15 protein-coding genes are annotated in these 16,423 nt (G+C 63.7%); 2 read left to right on the forward strand and 13 right to left on the reverse strand.

Annotation, left to right across the window (positions count from 1 at the left end; all coding sequences use genetic code 11):
* Positions 1-7: 7 nt before the first annotated feature.
* Positions 8-634, forward strand: a complete 627-nt coding sequence (locus HMPREF1219_RS12730) for a hypothetical protein (RefSeq protein WP_245554380.1) — start codon at positions 8-10, stop codon at positions 632-634.
* Here the strand turns inward: HMPREF1219_RS12730 and HMPREF1219_RS02665 are convergent.
* From HMPREF1219_RS02665 to HMPREF1219_RS02725, 13 genes are all read right to left on the reverse strand, one after another.
* Positions 631-1,770, reverse strand: coding sequence for an HNH endonuclease signature motif containing protein (locus tag HMPREF1219_RS02665; RefSeq protein ID WP_016457474.1), 1,140 nt, complete (start codon positions 1,768-1,770; stop codon positions 631-633). The genes HMPREF1219_RS12730 and HMPREF1219_RS02665 overlap by 4 nt on opposite strands.
* Before the next feature lie 135 nt (positions 1,771-1,905).
* On the reverse strand, positions 1,906-4,545 hold the full coding sequence (locus HMPREF1219_RS02670) for a DEAD/DEAH box helicase (protein ID WP_016457475.1): 2,640 nt from the start codon (positions 4,543-4,545) through the stop codon (positions 1,906-1,908).
* A gap of 9 nt (positions 4,546-4,554) precedes the next feature.
* The gene (gene tatC, locus HMPREF1219_RS02675) at positions 4,555-5,613 is read right to left on the reverse strand and encodes a twin-arginine translocase subunit TatC (protein ID WP_016457476.1); all 1,059 of its coding nucleotides are present in this window, start codon (positions 5,611-5,613) and stop codon (positions 4,555-4,557) included.
* Positions 5,614-5,886 carry a Sec-independent protein translocase subunit TatA gene (gene tatA / locus HMPREF1219_RS02680; protein WP_016457477.1) on the reverse strand — a complete coding sequence of 91 codons (273 nt, stop codon included), beginning with the start codon at positions 5,884-5,886 and terminating at the stop codon, positions 5,614-5,616.
* Between the two features lie 20 nt (positions 5,887-5,906).
* Entirely contained in the window at positions 5,907-6,878 is a 972-nt protein-coding gene (locus HMPREF1219_RS02685) for a helix-turn-helix transcriptional regulator (protein WP_040426794.1), read from the reverse strand.
* A complete protein-coding gene (locus HMPREF1219_RS02690) occupies positions 6,878-7,831 on the reverse strand; it encodes a helix-turn-helix transcriptional regulator (RefSeq protein ID WP_016457479.1) in 954 nt (317 codons plus the stop codon). The genes HMPREF1219_RS02685 and HMPREF1219_RS02690 overlap by 1 nt, the downstream gene beginning before the upstream one ends.
* On the reverse strand, positions 7,810-9,225 hold the full coding sequence (gene pafA, locus HMPREF1219_RS02695; RefSeq protein WP_016457480.1) for a Pup--protein ligase: 1,416 nt from the start codon (positions 9,223-9,225) through the stop codon (positions 7,810-7,812). The genes HMPREF1219_RS02690 and pafA overlap by 22 nt, the downstream gene beginning before the upstream one ends.
* A gap of 5 nt (positions 9,226-9,230) precedes the next feature.
* On the reverse strand, positions 9,231-9,419 hold the full coding sequence (locus HMPREF1219_RS02700; protein WP_016457481.1) for a ubiquitin-like protein Pup: 189 nt from the start codon (positions 9,417-9,419) through the stop codon (positions 9,231-9,233).
* Between the two features lie 62 nt (positions 9,420-9,481).
* Positions 9,482-11,035: a depupylase/deamidase Dop gene (gene dop, locus HMPREF1219_RS02705; protein ID WP_016457482.1), complete on the reverse strand. Its 1,554-nt coding sequence runs from the start codon at positions 11,033-11,035 to the stop codon at positions 9,482-9,484.
* 61 nt (positions 11,036-11,096) lie between these two features.
* Positions 11,097-12,689 (reverse strand): proteasome ATPase, encoded by a 1,593-nt coding sequence (gene arc / locus HMPREF1219_RS02710; protein ID WP_016457483.1) that lies wholly within the window; start codon positions 12,687-12,689, stop codon positions 11,097-11,099.
* A 58-nt stretch (positions 12,690-12,747) separates the two neighbouring features.
* Positions 12,748-13,584: a tRNA (adenine-N1)-methyltransferase gene (locus tag HMPREF1219_RS02715; RefSeq protein WP_016457484.1), complete on the reverse strand. Its 837-nt coding sequence runs from the start codon at positions 13,582-13,584 to the stop codon at positions 12,748-12,750.
* A complete protein-coding gene (locus HMPREF1219_RS02720) occupies positions 13,585-14,178 on the reverse strand; it encodes a hypothetical protein (protein WP_016457485.1) in 594 nt (197 codons plus the stop codon).
* Positions 14,179-14,190: 12 nt separating this feature from the next.
* A complete protein-coding gene (locus HMPREF1219_RS02725; RefSeq protein ID WP_016457486.1) occupies positions 14,191-15,465 on the reverse strand; it encodes a M18 family aminopeptidase in 1,275 nt (424 codons plus the stop codon).
* A gap of 81 nt (positions 15,466-15,546) precedes the next feature.
* Here HMPREF1219_RS02725 and HMPREF1219_RS02730 point away from each other — a divergent pair, with 81 nt between their 5' ends.
* Complete coding sequence (locus HMPREF1219_RS02730; protein ID WP_016457487.1) at positions 15,547-16,386, forward strand: RecB family exonuclease; 840 nt, start codon at positions 15,547-15,549, stop codon at positions 16,384-16,386.
* The last annotated feature ends 37 nt before the right edge of the window (positions 16,387-16,423 follow it).

The following is a 16,423-nucleotide window of genomic DNA, read 5'->3' on the forward strand; positions in this document are numbered from 1 at the left end:
TGGTGTCATGGTGTATCCCTACCTCGTCACGCTGTCCGCGGCGGTTGCCGGTCCTGCCGGTCAGACACGTCGAACCATCTGCCACGGCTGCGTCATTGGCCACAACCAGACGGGGGCCGTGGTGCTCACGGTGGCGCACTTTTTCGACACCGTCTCCCCGGAGGATGTGCGCGTCCACCTCGTGGCGACGGGCTCCTACCGGCGCGTGGTTGCCCTCGACATCATTGCAGGCACGGATCTGGCCCTCGTTGTTACGCAGGCGCGCTACGCCGTGCCCACGCGGTACCCGCACGATTTCCTGCACCCGTACTATCCCTCCCTGGCCAACGCTCCGGTGCGTGCGTTCGAGCGGGTGCTCACCGTCGCCGAGGATCCGATCCCTGGCACCGTTGCACTCCCGGTCCCCTACGGCATTGGTTCTAAGGGGCGGATCCGGGTCCGTCGCGGTGCACTTGTGGTTCCGGACCCGGGCAGGAAGGTGCACCTGGGGGACTCGGGGAGCCCGGTTCTCCGCGCGGGGGAGATCGTCGGTGTCCAGTCGCTGGTCTTCAACCCCTGGGGTGTCAACACTGGCTTGTCGACGATCGCCTGCGTTCTACCGCATCGTGACTACATACGCGCTGCACTCGCTTAGAGTACTGCTTGTGGTTGGTGTCCGACCATTTTTTGGGCAAGGCGGACGGCCCCGCCTTGGGCGCAGGGTGTCATGTTGAGTCTCGGTCTGCCGCCGTAGGGTGGGACGTAGTAGTCGAGGCCTGTGATTTTTTCTATTCGCCCGTAGCGGGGCTTCTTCGGATCGTCATCGTTTCGCCCGTTGTGGAACCCACACAGCAGGGAAAAGTTCGCAAGAATGGTGGGCCCACCGTCTTTGAACGGTTGAATGTGGTGGACCTGGCAGTTATCCGCCCCACACGTGCACCCCTCCACCGCGCACACAGGGGTTTTCAACCGTTGCAGCTTGCGCTGGAAAGGATCCGCAAACCGGGCCGTATCAGTCCGGAACCGGTACACTCCCAACTCCTTGCCGGTTAGTGGCTCCAGAAGGACAGCCCACCCGTACTCGGTGAGTTTCATCTGGGAGAACTCCTGGGCGGTCACCGTGGTGCCGTCTGTCAGCGACAGCATGTAGTTACCCCGCTCATCCATGGTGGTGCCCATGATGGTGGTGTCCGCGGGAAGAATGATCGCAGGCTCCACCGCCGGCAACTGACCACTGCCACTAGAGGCCGCGGCGGTAAGAAACTCGTCGGCCTCGTCAGAGTCTTGTGCCTTCGCCATGCTGCGGGCTTTGTCCACCGCCAGCCGGGCGGTGTGCGCATCGGCGACCACCGACACCCGCATTTTGGTGGTGCCGGGTATTGGCCGGCAGGAAAGAGAATTGGTGGGGTTATTCGCCCGCATCGTGTTAAACCGTGCCAACACACCAATGGCTTCGGTGCGGATCTCCCGACAATTCGCCCGGCACTTAGTCAAAGCCACACGGACCTGCCAGGCGTGGGACTTATCGTGCAGTTTGCGGACCTGGGATTCAATCTCCCGTAGGGTGGCGATGGTGTGGTGGTTGGTGATGGCGGTGGCCCTGGCTTGGGCTTGCTGGTGGGAGGCGTGGGTGTGCCCGTAATACACGGTGGCCAGGTCGTGGAAGGTACGGGCTTCCACGTCGTCGAGGCCGTCGGCGCGCATGATGTCGCCGGTTGTCATACCGGCGTACTCCCCCACAAGCTCCATTGAGTGCGAGGAGACGATCGACTTCATCTCACGCAACGTCATGCCCCACAAACTAGCGTGCGTGGGGCATGCCCGCACGGCGAAAAAAACTTGCCACCCGATGGAACCACACCCACCAGGAAAAACACCCCAAAACCAACCCCAAACACGGTCAACCACCAGGGTCAACCAGGGGTGTTAATCGCCGACGGCAACCACGCCACGCCGGATCGCGTCGATGGCCTGGTTCGCGTGGTGCTTGATCGCGTCGGAGTAGCCCGTCTTGGCGATCTGCTCGAGCACGTCGATGACGCGCCTGCACCAGCGGACGAAATCGCCGGGGGTGAGCTCCGTGCCACTGGCCGCGGCGGCTTGCATGGCATAATCCAGGGGCGCGCCAGCCACCCACTGGTGCATGGCGAGGGCGAAGCCGGGTTCGGGTTCGCGGGAGAGATTGAGGTTGTGCCGCCGCTCGTCGGTGACGAGTTCGTTGTAAATGCGCAGCGTGTTGTTCATCGCCGTCGCCATGCGGTCGGTGGGGGCGCCGGCCTTGCCCCGGACCTCCTTGCGGTTTTCAAACACGGTCATGCTCACCACGCCGGCGAGCTCGGCCGGGTCCAGCTCGTCCCAGATTCCCCGCTTTAGGCACGAGGCGATGAGCAGGTCGGACTCGTTGTGCAAAAGGGCGAGCTTCTCCCCCTCCGGGGTGACCTGCGGGTCGTCTCCCGGGGTGATGTAATCGAGCTCGGCGAGGAGGTCGAGGATCCTGTCAAAAGTCTTGCCCAGGGTTTCGCGAGCAGTGTTGATCTTGTGTTGGAGGATGTCGCGGCGGCGCTCCTCACGCATGAGCCGCTCACCTACGCGTGCCAGCTGGTCCCTGTTCTCCCACGAGTGGGCCGGATGGTTACGGATCGCGTCCCGCAAAGCCTTGATCTGTGGATCCTTCTTAGCTTTGAGACGAGGCGCACGGATCTTCTTGGGCCGCGGGTAGTCGCCGTGTTTGAGCTCGTTATCTGCCCAGCGGTTGAGCCGGCCGTGGCGAGGCAGGTGGGTGTGGCCCACGGTGAGTGGCGGCACGGGGAAATCCTCCGGGGAGACGCGCCCCTTCCAGCCACCCTGTTGGATGATCTGTGGGCGGGGGTCGTTCCTCCTGTGGGCGGGGTCGATGACGATGGCGAGCGTCACTTTCTTGCCCGGCAAAGCGATGACATCGCCCTTTTGCAGCTTGGCGAGGACGGCGGTTGCCTCTTTCTGGCGGTCGACAAGAAACGCCTTCTTGGCCGTCCGTTCCGCGTCGGTGAGATCGGCGCGCAGCTGCATGTACTCGAGGAACTCGTCCACGGGCCCGTCCATCACTGTCTCCAGCTCGTCCCGGGCGGCATCCACCGCACGCTGCGCCTGCTCGAGGTCGTGTGCTACACCCACAATGGACTTGTCCGCCTGGAACTGGGCGAACGACCTCTCAATGATCCGCTTGGCGCTGGTGTACCCGATAGTGGAGATGAGGTTAACGGACATGTTGTAGCCCGGCGAGAACGTGGAGATGAGGGGGTACGTGCGCGTGGAGGCGAGACCGGCTACCGCCTCCACATCCATGGTGGGCTCCCAGGTGACGATTGCTCGCCCCACAGTGTCTATTCCCCGGCGGCCGGCGCGCCCGGTGAGCTGGGTGTATTGTCCGGGTGTGAGGTCGACGTGTGCCTCACCGTTGAACTTCACCAGGCGCTCAAGCACGACGGATTTCGCGGGCATATTGATCCCCAGCGCCAGCGTCTCGGTGGCGAACACTGCCTTGAGCAGCCCGCGGACGAAGACCTCCTCCACGATGTGCCGGAAGGCGGGGAGCATGCCGGCGTGGTGGGCGGCAAACCCACGCGTGACGGCGAGTTTCCACCTCCTAAAGCCGAGCACCTCGAGGTCCTCCGGAGGGATCTCCTTCACTCCCTCGTCCACAATGGCCTCAATCTGCTTCTTCTCTTCGTCGGTGGTGAGGTCGAGGCGTGCGCCGAGGCATTGGGTCACAGCACCGTCGCAGCCGGCGCGGGAGAAGATAAAGGTGATGGCGGGGAGCATCCCCTCGCTACGCAACAGGCGCAGCACTTCCGGCCGACCAAGCGGCCGGTAGCGGCGGTCTTTGTCCCCTCCCCAGCCGATGGTCTCGCGGTTTCGCTGGGCGACAGCCCGCTTGACGGCGCCGCTGATGCGGGTGGAGTCCTCGTTAAACAGTGGGCATAGGTTGTCCCCCACAAGGAGGTATTGCTTGAGCGGGACGGGACGCACCTCGGAGACCACGATGTCGGTAGCACCGCGCACCTTTGCCAGCCACTGACCAAATTCCTCCGAGTTGCTCACGGTGGCGGATAGCGAAATGAGGGTGACCGATTCATCGAGGTTGAGGATCACTTCTTCCCACACCGCGCCCCTGTCCCTGTCGGAGAGGTAGTGGACCTCGTCCATGACCACGTAGCCGAACCGGGTGAGGGCATCGGATTCCGCGTAGATCATGTTGCGCAGAACCTCGGTGGTCATGACAACGATGTCGGCGCCACCGTTGATGGATACGTCGCCAGTGAGCAGACCGATGCGCTCTTCCCCGTAGGTGGTGACAAGGTCGTGGTACTTCTGGTTGGATAACGCCTTGATAGGCGTGGTGTAGAAGCATTTGAGCCCGCGCCGAAGCGCGATGTACACCCCGAACTCTCCGACGATGGTTTTGCCCGCACCGGTGGGCGCGCACACGAGGACTCCCCTGTCCTGTTCGATGCTTCGGCACCCCTCGATCTGAAAATCATCGAGGGGAAAGGGCTGCTGTTGCGCGAACTCTGCGAGGAAAGTCATGCCCCAAGTCTAGAGGACATCGTCAAAGTCGCCGGGCTCGCGCTTAGAAAGTGTTCCTCTCTCCTGGGCTCCCTCCATGTTGCGGGGAGTCCACCGAGGCTTGGGCGTGCCACCGCCGTAGTCCTTCACGCGTCGCGCCTTCGGGTTGACAGGAATCGGCTTGGCGATCTTCTCCGGGCGCGGAATGGGCGCCGCCACCTCGTCGCCGTACGCCTCGCCGAGCGGGGAGGCCTCGTCGTCGGACAGGTTCCCATCGCGTTTCTTGCGCCGCTTATCGTTGATGCGGGTGAACTGGATGGAGATCTCCACGATGACCGTCAACGCAATGGACAGGATGAGCATGGAGACCGGGTCCTGGCCCGGTGTCATAAAAGCGGCGAAGATGAACAACCCCACAATGATGTACGAGCGTTTGTCCTTGAGGTCATTGTATTCCACTAGCCCCGCGATGTTGAGCATGGCGATGACGAGCGGTAGCTCGAAGCTCACGCCGAAGATAACGAGGAGCCCGAGGACGAAGTTGTAGTAGCGCTCGCCAGACAGGGCAGTGATCTGCACCTCCTTGCCGATGGTGAGCAGGAAGCTCAAACCGTAGGCGACAACAAAGTAGGCCAACACAGCACCCATGACGAAGAGGAGCACGGCCAGCGACACGAACGTAAAGGTCCAATGCCGTTCGTTTTTGTGCAGGCCTGGGGTGATGAAACCCCAGATCTGCGAGAGCCACACGGGGGAGGAAAAGACGAGGCCGGCGAGCGCCCCCACTTTGAGGCGCAGGAGGAACATCTCAAACGGCCCGGTGGCGAGAAGCCGGCAGTGGCCGTCGCCGGAAAAGTCCGCGCGCACCTCGGGCGGCAGGCTGCAGTACGGCCCCCGGAGGATTTCACCCAGTGTGGGGATCCCCAGGAACGTGTGCTGGTACCACAGGAAGCCGATGACGGTACCTACGGCGAGGGCCACCAGCGAGATGAAAAGGCGACGGCGAAGCTCGTTGATGTGGTCAACGAGGCTCATGGTGCCGTCGGGGTTCTTCTTCTTCCTTTTCCGGCGTGACTTCTGTTGGCTCATTTACTGCTGGTTATTGTTCTGCGCAGGGTTGTTGTACTGGTTCTGAACAGGCTGCTGCTGTGGCGCGGGCTGGTAGCCGGCCTGCTCGATGGCCTGCGGAGCTTGCTGGGGCTGCTTGCTGGCCTCGTCGTCGTTTTGCATTTCCTTAACCTCGGACTTCATGATGCGCATGGAGCGACCGAGGGAACGGGCCAGCTCGGGAAGCTTCTTGCCACCGAAAAGCAGCAAGATGACAAGGACGATGATCGCAATCTCTGCTGGTCCAAGATTCATGGTGTTCTCCTGTGTGAGCGTTATGTTTCGTATCTACTAAGCGCGGACTGTGCTCGCGCAAAAATCTCGGCGGACACGTCTTCCGGCTTGGTCACCACTACCTTACCGCCATAGGCCAAACAAAACCGAATGAGCCAATCCGGCGAGACCAGTGGCAATTCTGCTGCCGCCCAGCCATTGGGAAGCTCTCCGGTGATGTCCATCGGGGATTCGTCGGCAAGCCACCGAGCAGACGGGGCAAGCGCGAGGTGAGCGGTCTCGGAGGCGGATGAGAAGTCGAAGGGTTGGGAGGCGTCCTTTTCGTAGTCGGAACGCGGAAGCCTGCTCGGTGTGTCCGTGACTGTGGCATCGCTGATACCGTCGAGCCGGAAGGTGCGAACGCCCTTGACAGTGTTGTCGTAGCAGCGTAGGTAGCCGATACCGTCGTGAGTGAACAGCTGAAGTGGGTCCGCCAGCCGCTGAGTGGACTCGTCGGTGTTGCGGTTGTAGTAGGTGAACGAGACCTTCATTCGTCGGGTGAACGCGTCGGTGAAAACGTCCAGAAGCTCGGCGTACTCGGGGCTCACCGCGTCGTCATCGGTGTCCTGGAGAGACTGGATCGCTCGCTCTGGCTGCTTGGTCAGGGTCCTCAGCTTGTCGACGGTCGATTGGACGACCGTGGGATCGATGAGGCCGTCTATGCCCTCGAGTGACTCCAGGATGAGGAGCAACGCGACCGCCTCGTTGGATGTCAAGCGCACCACCTTGTCCAGGCCCTGCGGGTCCTTCACGGACACGGATGTGCGGGTGGTAGCCAAGGTGATGAGCTCATCGGGGTACAGGCCGGACCCGCAGCACTGCAGGCGCAGTAGGTCCTCCTGGAGCTGCTTGTACGAGACACCGAAGTCGGCGGCCGCCTCGAAGACGGTGCGGCCGGAATGGCGGGAGAAGTACGGCAGGAGGTTGAGCATCCGGATGAGGTCCATGCGTGCCTGCTTGGCCGATGATGCCATCAATTGCTCCCTTCGTAGCTGGACACGATCTGGCGCAGTCGCGCGACCACCTCGTCGCGCACCTCGGCGGGCTCCACCACCGTGACGGATTCGCAGTAGCTCAGGGCATTGCGGATGAGCCACTCGCGGTCGACGTTTTCGAAGCGGACGGTGGTGGCGTCCACCCGCTGACCCGTGCGGAGGAACGCCTGGGCGGCATCCTCCACGTGGGTGACGGTTGCGGTGACGGTGGGATGGAAACTCTGGAGCGCCTGGGCCGCCGCGGCGCGGAAATCCTCGGGCCGCGGGTGCGTCGATTGGCCCGCGGACTCAACGGCGGTGATGCGCAGGAGCCGGAAGCTCCGGGTAGCCTCGCGGTCAAGGTCAAAGCCCACGACGTACTGGCGCTCGTTATGAGAGACGATTCCCCACGGCTCGAGGCGCCGGGTCTCCGGGGAGGTGAGCTTGTCCCTGCGGTAGGTGAGACGGACAGCCTGCTCCTTCCGGATCGCGTTGAGCAGCCCGGAGACCACGTCGGTGGGGACCTCCCAGAGCTCAGTGTGCGTGAAGAAGGGGATGCCGGGCTCGCGGTCGCGGTCCGCGGCGAAGGCGACGAGCTTGCTCCACCCGCGGTGGGCGGAGCTGCCCAGCGCGTGATACGCGCTGACCTCTCCGGCGAGCTGCAGCACGTAGGCCTCCTCGGGGGTGAATTCCTCCTCGGGGAGGAACGTCGCCGGCGCGAGGGAGTACAGGGTCTCCCCCGCCTCGTGTGACTTCTTCACAAACACGCCGATGGACTTGAGCGCCTTGAGGTCCCGCAGGAACATCTGGTGGGATGCCTTCGGCTCGTCACCGTAGCCCACCGTGCGGGACCGCAACACCTGAGAGGTCAGCGGCGTGCCGTGGGCATTGGAGAGAACCGTCATGAGGTTGATTTGGCGTTCGAGCCTCTTTACTCGCCCTTCATCCGACATATCAGCGTGTCTACCTCCTCGCTGCTGTTGGTGAACGGGTCTTTCAGCTCCACCAGGTGGGGCTCGGGACGCAGCACCTTGAGGCGCATCCAGTCCACAGAAATGTCGATGCCCGCGGCGCGCGCCGCGGCGAGGAACTCGCCCCTGAGGTGCGCCCGCGTGGTGGGCGGCGCCACCCGCGTGGCCTCTTCTACGGCAGCGTCGGACACCCACGAGTTGAGGAGTCCCTTGCGCTTCAGCGCGGAGCCGAGCCCGCGGCCGGGCCGGATGTCGTGGTACATGAGGTCGACGTGCCGCAGCTTGGGATCATCCCAGCTGAGGCCGTGGCGCTCCTTAATGCCCCGGAGTAGCCGGTACTTGGCCACCCAGTCCACATCGCGGGCGATGGCGTCGAGGTTGCCACTTCCCACGGCGTCGAGGATGAGGCCCCACATCTCTACCAGCCGGGGCAACTCCCCGGGCTCCGCCTCGCGCTGTTCGAGCCACTGAACTGCCTGCTCGTGGTAGCGCTTCTGGATGTCTAGGGCGGTGACGTCGACGCCGTCGGTGAGGTGAACGACCTGGGAGCCATCGAGGCTGCGGGCGACCCGACGGATGGAATCGACGGAGTTGACCATCCCAAAGGACGGCAGGTTCACGCCGGCCTCGATCATCTCCAGCAGGAGCGTCGTGCTGGCGAGCTTGAGGGCGGTGGACACTTGGGAAATGTTGGAATCACCGACGATGACGTGGAGCCTACGGAAGCGGCTGGAATCCGCGTGCGGCTCGTCGCGTGTGTTGATCATCGGGCGGGAGCGGGTGGTAGCGCTGGAGACGCCCTCCCACATGAAGTCGGCGCGCTGCGAGATGCAGAACCCGGCGCCGAACTGCGTGGCGGGGTTGCCGCGTTCAGGGATGGCGACGCGTCCGGCGCCGCAGATGAGCTGCCTGGTGATGAGGAACGGCAACAGGATGTTGCCCAGCTTCTTCACGGAGACATCCCGGCCCACGAGGTAGTTCTCGTGGCAGCCGTAGGAGTTGCCGGCGGAGTCCGAGTTGTTCTTGAACATGTACACCTGGGCGGTATCATCGCCGAGCTTTTCTTCCGCCTGCTCCGCCAGCCGGTTGACGATGACGTCGCCGGCCTCCTCGTAGGCGACGAGCTGGCCGACGCTGTCGCACTCCGGCGTGGCGAACTCGGGGTGGGAGCCGACGTCGAGGTACAGGCGCCCCGCGTTGGCGATGAAGACGTTGGTGGAGTTGTAGGACTCGACGAGCGGCCGGAACGCCAGGCGGGCGACCTCATCGGCGGGCTTCGCCGCCGCCCCCGTTGGCCCCATGCAGGCGATCCCGTACTCGGTCTCGATTCCCATGATGCGCCGGGTGATGGCGCGGGACGGGTCGAAGGAAGCCATAGGGATTACTGGCCGCCCTTTTGCACGTAGGACTTCACAAACTCCTCGGAATCGGTCTCTAGGAGGGAGTCGATCTCGTCGAGGAGCGAGTCGGCCTCATGGGTGTTGATCTGTACCTGGCCGGCACCGCCGTCCACAACGTCGTCGTCTGTGGGGCCCTTGCCACCCGAGCTGTACACCTGCTTATCTGCCATGGGTGCGGTTTACCTTTCTAGATTCTTTACTTTGCTATGTAAGTGTAGGGGCTTGAGACCGGCTAGGCCGGAGAAACCGTGCCGTGTCGCTCGAGCTCGGCGAGGAACTCCCCCACCGGCAGCCCGCGGGAAAACAGGTCGCCCAGCTGCGCGGCCGTAAATGAGGCGAGGTCCGCGAACCGGACGGTGAATTCTGTGTCGCCAGTATCGGGGGCAACGACGGCCGCGTCCCAGTTCACCCGCGTGACGTAGTGCCCGTAATTGTGCATGAGCAGGCCGCGGAAATAGGCGCGCGTATCCGTGGGCGGCGTGTGGGCGGCCCGGGCGATCTCCTGATCGGTGAACAGGGTTGTCATGCGGCCCTTGCGCACCAGCGCGTGGTAGAGCGAGTGGCGCGGGTCGATGTCCGAGTACTGGATGTCGATCGCCTGCAGCTTGGGGTCAGTCCAGCTCACCCCGCGGGCGACAAAGCCGCGACACAGCGCGAGCTTGGCGGTCCAATCGATAAGGTGTGAGGTGGAAAGCGGGTCCCGTTCCAGAAGATCCATGACCGTGGTCCACGTGTCCATCACCTGCGACTCGGCGGCGGTGGATGCCTCCACCCGGGCGGCGTACTCGCGCAGGAGTCCGATGGCGGTGAGGGACCGGCCGCTAACAAGCTGGAGAGGAGCGGACACCGTGAGGTCGCGGGAGACGGTGTGGAAGGCGGCGACGGGGTGAGCAAGCTGGAGGTCGCTGAAGTCCACCCCGCGCGAGATGGCGTCGATGACGAGCGCCGTCGTGCCCACCTTGAGGAGCGTCGAGGTGTGGCTCAGCGTGGCGTCGCCGTTGATCACGTGAAGACGCGCGAACCCCGCCGAGGCGTGCGATTCGTCGCGGGTGTTTATAATGCCGCGGTTGAGGGTGGTCTCCAGCGAGATTGTTGTCTCGATGTAGTCGGCGCGCTGAGAAATCTGGAACCAGGGGAGCTCCTCACCCGTCTCCGGATCCACTCCGGAGACCTCTTCGCTCTCCTGGCCGAGCCCCACGCGCCCCGCCCCGCACAGCACCTGGCGGGCGACAAAGAACGGGGTGAGGGCCGCGGCGAGCTCGTCAAAGTCGACCTCGCGCGAGTACAGGTAGTTCTCGTGGCTGCCGTAGCTGGCGCCCTTGCCGTCCACGTTGTTCTTGTAGATCTTCACGTCAGGGCACGGGTCGTGCCCCTGGAGGATGGAGTGGCCCGCCTCGGTGTGCTCGCGCACGGCGGCGACGGCCTCGCGGAGGATGACGTCGCCCGCGGCATCGTAGAGCACGGCGTCGAGCGCGTTGGAGGTCTCCGGTGAGGAGTACTCGGGGTGGGCGTGGTCGACGTAGAACCGTGCGCCGTTATCCACCACGACGTTGGCCACGCCGATCGCCCGCGGGTCAACGACCGGGACGGTGTGGTAACGCCTGAGGTCAAAGCCGCGCTGGTCCTTGAGGGGGGATTCCTGGGCGAAGTCCCACCGCGCCCGCGACTGGTCGGTGGTGGACGCGTAGGCCACCACGGCGTGGGTGGAGCTGACGATGGGTGACAGCGCCGGGTCGCCGGGCGTGGCTATCCCGTACTCGGTCTCTGTTCCGATGAAGGTTGTCATTGGTTCCTCTTAGTGGCTTGTCGACGTCTCGTGGTTGCGGTGGGAGTCCCACCGCCGTGGGTTAGAGCGGGGTGGCCTTTACGACGGTATGGTTCTTTAAACCCTTGGTGCGCTTGGCCGCAATCCGCGTCCACTCGTCCGGGCTCTGCGTGTTGGGCAGGTCTTCGCTCTCCCGCTGCTCCTGGGTGATCGCCGCGGCAACAAGCTCGCGGGTGATGCCCGGGTGGGAAGAATCGGCGAGGTGGCACTTGATGGCCTGCTTCTTGGCGCGATCCACCACGTTGGCGATCTGCGCGCCGGAAATGAAATCCTCGTAGTACAGGGTGTGCGTGTCGCCGTTATCGAAGGTGAGCTCCACGTACGGGGTGTGGGCGAACATCTGCTCGACGCCGAAGGCGATGAGCGCTTCGGCGGGCTCGGCCAGCGGCAGCGAATCGGTGATGTAGCGGGAGAAGATGTCGGCGGCACCGTCGCGGTCGGGGCGGTCGATGCGGATCTTCACGTCGAGACGCCCGGGGCGCAGGATCGCCGGGTCAATGAGCTCCTCGCGGTTGGTGGCACCGATGATGATGACGTTGGAAAGGGACTCCACGCCGTCGAGCTCGGCGAGCAGCTGCGGCACGACGGTGGTCTCCATGTCCGAGCTCACACCCGAGCCACGCGTGCGGAAGATGGACTCCATCTCATCAAAGAAGATGATGACCGGGCGGCCGGCCTCGGCCACGTCGCGGGCCTGCTCGAACACGACGCGGATCTGGCGCTCGGTCTCGCCGACGAACTTGTTGAGCAGCTCCGGCCCCTTGATGGAGAGGAAGTAGCTGGCCTCCTCTCCCCCGATGCGCTGCGCCAGGGAGTTGGCCACCGCCTTGGCGATGAGCGTCTTGCCACAGCCGGGCGGGCCGTAGAGGAGCACGCCCTTGGGTGGCTTGAGCTCGTAGCGGTCGTACAGCTCGGGGTGGAGGAACGGGAGCTCGACGGCATCCTTGATGGCCTCGATCTGCGCGTCGAGCCCGCCGATATCGTCGTAGGTGACGTCCGGGACCTCCTGCAGGTTGAGGCGGTTCATCTCCGTGACGGGCACGACCTCGAAGGCGAAGCCCACCTTTGGATCGATGAGCAGCGTGTCCCCCGCCTCGGCCACGCCGCGGATGGGGCCGGCGAGCTCAACCACGGAGCGGTCGCCTGTGACAGACACGACCAGCGCGCGGTCCTCCCCGATCCTTTCCACCATCGCGGCAAGTTCCCCGTGGGCGGTGAAGCCGCAGGCCTCCACCACGATGTTGCCCTCGGCCAGGCGCACCCGCATGCCCGGCTGCAGGTCGGCAGTATTGATGCTGGGCGATACCATGACGCGCATGCGGCGGTTACCAGTGAAGATCTCCGCCGAGTAGTTCGGCTCTTCGGTGCCGAGGTACGTGCCGTACGTAGACGGCGGGGTGGCGAGCTCCTCCAGCTCCCCGTACAGCTCTGAGAGCTTGTCGCGGGAGGCCTTGAGCAGCTCGACGAGCTTCTGGTTGCGGGCCCCCAGGTCCCGGTTTTGCCTGATCACCCTGGCGTAATCCGCCGAGCGCCGACGTTCATCGGCCTCTCTTCTCGTCTCCTCCGACTTGGGTGAGGGGCGGGCTGTCCCGGTGGAATCGTGCGCTGAAGTCATACCTTTGACTGTACCGCGCCGCCCTCGTAGCCGGGACACCCGATCGGCCGACGGCCACCTACTTCCGTACGCGGCGCTTGGGGCGTGGCGGCGTCACGCCGTCGGCAAGTCTGCGAGCCCACACGAGGAACGCGGTGTGGGCGTTCATCCGGTGCTCGGGCCGGGTGGCGAGCCCCTCGACGCGCCACTCGCGCAAGAGGGTCTCCCACGCCCGCGGTTCGGTGAAGCACTTCTTGTCCCTGATGTGCTCCATGATGTTCATGAGCTGGGGAACCGTGGGTACGTACGTCATGAACACGCCGCCGGGGCGCAACAGCTCCGCGACGTTATCGATGCACGTCCAGGGCTCCACCATGTCGAGGATGATGCGGTCGACGTGCCCGTCGATATCGTCGAGGTGCACCTCGGACAGGTCGCCGAGCCGCGGGTCCCATTGCTCCGGCTCGTGGCCGAAGTAGGAGGCCACGTTGCTGCGGGCAAATTCCAGGTGATCCTCGCGGATCTCGTAAGAGATGAGTGCGCCCTCGCACCCGATGGCGCGCAGGAGCGCCATGGACAGCGCACCGGAGCCAGCGCCGGCCTCAAGGACGCGCGCGCCGGGGAAAATGTCACCCTCGACAAGTATTTGGGCGGTGTCCTTGGGGTAGATGACGGCGGCCCCGCGGGGCATGGACAGGACGTGGTCCACCATGAGGTGGCGGAAGCACAGGTATTCCTCCCCCAGCGTCGACTCGACCACGCTGCCCTCGTCTGAGCCGATGATATCGTCGTGGCGGATTTCGCCCTTGTGGGTGAAGTAGCTTTCGCCGGGCTCCAACACGATGGTGTGGTGGCGTCGCTTTTGGTCGGTGAGCTGGACGCGATCGCCAGCCTGAAACGGTCCCGAGTATGCCATCTAGTGCTTTTCTTCCTTTCGATCCGAGTGACCTAGCTCGCTGTCTTGTTCGTTTGGGTCTCCTGCGTCCGTCGCAGGCATCGTGTCCGTCGCGGGCGTCGTAGCCGTCGCGGGCGCCAGGTAGTCGATGGACATTGCCTCAGCGCCGATGATCTTATCGGCCGCACTCGTCAGATCGGCCATCTCCTTTTCCACCACCTTCTCGTGGTGGGGATAGGTGGCGAAGGTGAGGATGGTGAGGTTGTGCTCGGCACACCGAGCCGTTGCCTCAGCAGAATTGTCCTTGAGCGCCTCGCGCGCGTCCTCCACGGACTGGCTAAGTTCGTCGGCGATGGCCGCGGCATCCTCATCGTCCTTGGAAAGTGCGACGATCGTGGCTGGGGCTTCGTCGCCTGTTGGAGCGTCGGCGAGCGGGTCGTCACCGTCCCACAGGAGATGGGCGAGCCTCTCCAGCTCGTCGGTGTTCACGCCCGCCACCACTGGAAGCGTAGCGGCACGGTGGAGACACCAGGCGGCGAACCGCACCTTATCGTGTGCCTCCGTGTCCTCGAACTTTCTGTAGAGGTTCTCCACAAACTCCACTTGATCTTTCATGCTATTACTCCCCTACTCGTAGCGATCTGCCTCAAAGAACGCGCGCAGCGCCTCGGTGAGGAAATCGATGTCGTCCGCGTGGCACAGCTCGCGCGCCGAGTGCATGGATAAAAGTGGGATTCCCACGTCGACGGTGGAGATTCCCGTGCGGGTGGAGAAGATCGGGCCGATGGTGGAGCCACACGGCACGTCGTTGTTGGACACGAACTCCTGCACCGGAACGTCCGCCTGGTCACACGCATGGATGAAGGCCGCTGCGGATTCCGACGTGGTGGCGTAGCGCTGGTTGGCGTTGTACTTCACCACCGGGCCGGAGCCCATGATAGGGAACGTGTGCGGATCGTGGCGCTGCGCGTAATTCGGGTGGATGGAGTGCGCCGCGTCCGCCGAGACCATGATGGACGAGTTGATGACCTGGTAGATCTCGTCGGTAGACAAGCCGGCAGCGGTGAGCGTGCGGCGGATGACCTGCTCCAGCAGCGGGCCACCTGCACCAGTGCGAGACGAGCTGCCCACCTCCTCGTGATCGAAGCAGCACGTCATGATGATGGAATCCGGGTTTGTCTTGCTGGCCCGTTCAAGGGCAGTGATCGCGGGCCACACGCTGGACAGGTTATCCAGGCGCCCCGAGGCGATGAGGTTTCCGGCTGCCCCCGTCAGCGCGGCCGGTTGGGCATCGCAGGTGATGAGGTCGTAGGTGACGATATCGCGGGCACGGACATCCGCAGTGGTGGCGATGAGCTCAAGCACCCCGATCGGATCAGCGCCCAGCGACGGGTCGGGTGCCACGTCCACGATGGGCTGCAGGTGATCCTGCTTGTCGGGCGAGAAGCCCTGGTTGGCGGAGCGGTCGAGGTGGATAGCCAGGTGCGGGATCCGCAGTGCCGGAGGCGTGGTGACGAGCAGCGTTTCCCCGCTGGCGAGCGTCACCGTGCCGGCGAGCACCAGTTCCCTATCGAACCAGCTAGAGAGGATCGCTCCTCCGTAGACTTCTACCCCGGCCTGGGAGAAACCGTGGGCGGTAAATTCCGCCTGCGGCTTGAGCTTGAATCCGGGGGAATCGGTGTGCGCCCCGACGATCCGGATTGGGCTCACCGTGATCTTTTCGGGCACCCACCAGGCTAGGACTGCTCCCCCAACGACCATGACGTGGCCCCCGGGCGAATTATCCCACGGGTCAGTGGCAGAAAGTTCGGTGAAACCGGCAGCGACAAGTTGGTTCTTTGCCTCATCTGCGGCGTGGAACGAGCTTGGGCTTGCGTCGAGGTAATCGGTAAACGCACTCATGGAAACCAGAATACCCAGCGCATGCGATCGTCCCCAAGCCCCACACCACAGGGGCAAAGAGAAAAGGCGGAAGTGGCTAGAATGGAATCCATTGTGAGCAAGAAATCATCTGACAACTTCAAGCGGTTTAAGGTAGCGCTGTCCCCCTCGCGGGTGAGCCAGTATAAGAAATGCCCGCTGTCGTTCCGCCTCTCCGCCATCGACAAGATCCCCCAGGAGACCAAGGATTATCAGCTCAAAGGCACTCTGGTGCATGCAGTCTTAGAGGAGCTCATGGGGTTGCCACCGGAGGAACGCACCTATCCCCGCGCGGTCAAACTGATTGTTCCGCGGTGGGAGCAGATGAAGTCCCGCGATCCTGAGCTCAGCACCGTGGTTCCGGAGGCGCAGGAAATGGACTTTTTTGTGCAGGCACGAAACCTGGTCAAGGGCTACTTCATGATGGAAAACCCGCAGGGGCTTGTGACAGAGAAGATGGAGGAATTCGTTACCACCACTCTGCGCGACGATGTGCCGCTGCGTGGCTTCATCGACCGCATCGATATCAACGATTCCAGCATGGTGCGCATCGTGGATTATAAGACGGGCAAGAAGCCGAGCCCCCGCTTCGCCGATGATGCGATGGCGCAGATGAAGTTCTACGCGCTCGTGTGGTGGCAACTGCACGGGGTGATCCCGGCCCAGCTGCGGCTTATGTACCTCGCCGTGGGTGATGACCTCACTCTCAGCCCGGATGAGGCAACGCTGGAGGCGTTCGCCGCCGAGCTCGTCGTGCTGTGGGACGAGATAAGGCACAAGGGCAAGACCGGAGAGTTCGAGCCCCGCCCCTCGAAGCTGTGCAACTGGTGCGATTTTCAAACCATGTGCCCCGCCTTCGGTGGAACGCTTCCTCCGTACCCGGGGTGGCCGAACGCCGACTAGGCGCGCGGTTGCTGTGCCCATAAAAGGCGGCCTACCA

It is taken from the genome of Corynebacterium pyruviciproducens ATCC BAA-1742 (assembly GCF_000411375.1).
Classification (GTDB): domain Bacteria; phylum Actinomycetota; class Actinomycetes; order Mycobacteriales; family Mycobacteriaceae; genus Corynebacterium; species Corynebacterium pyruviciproducens.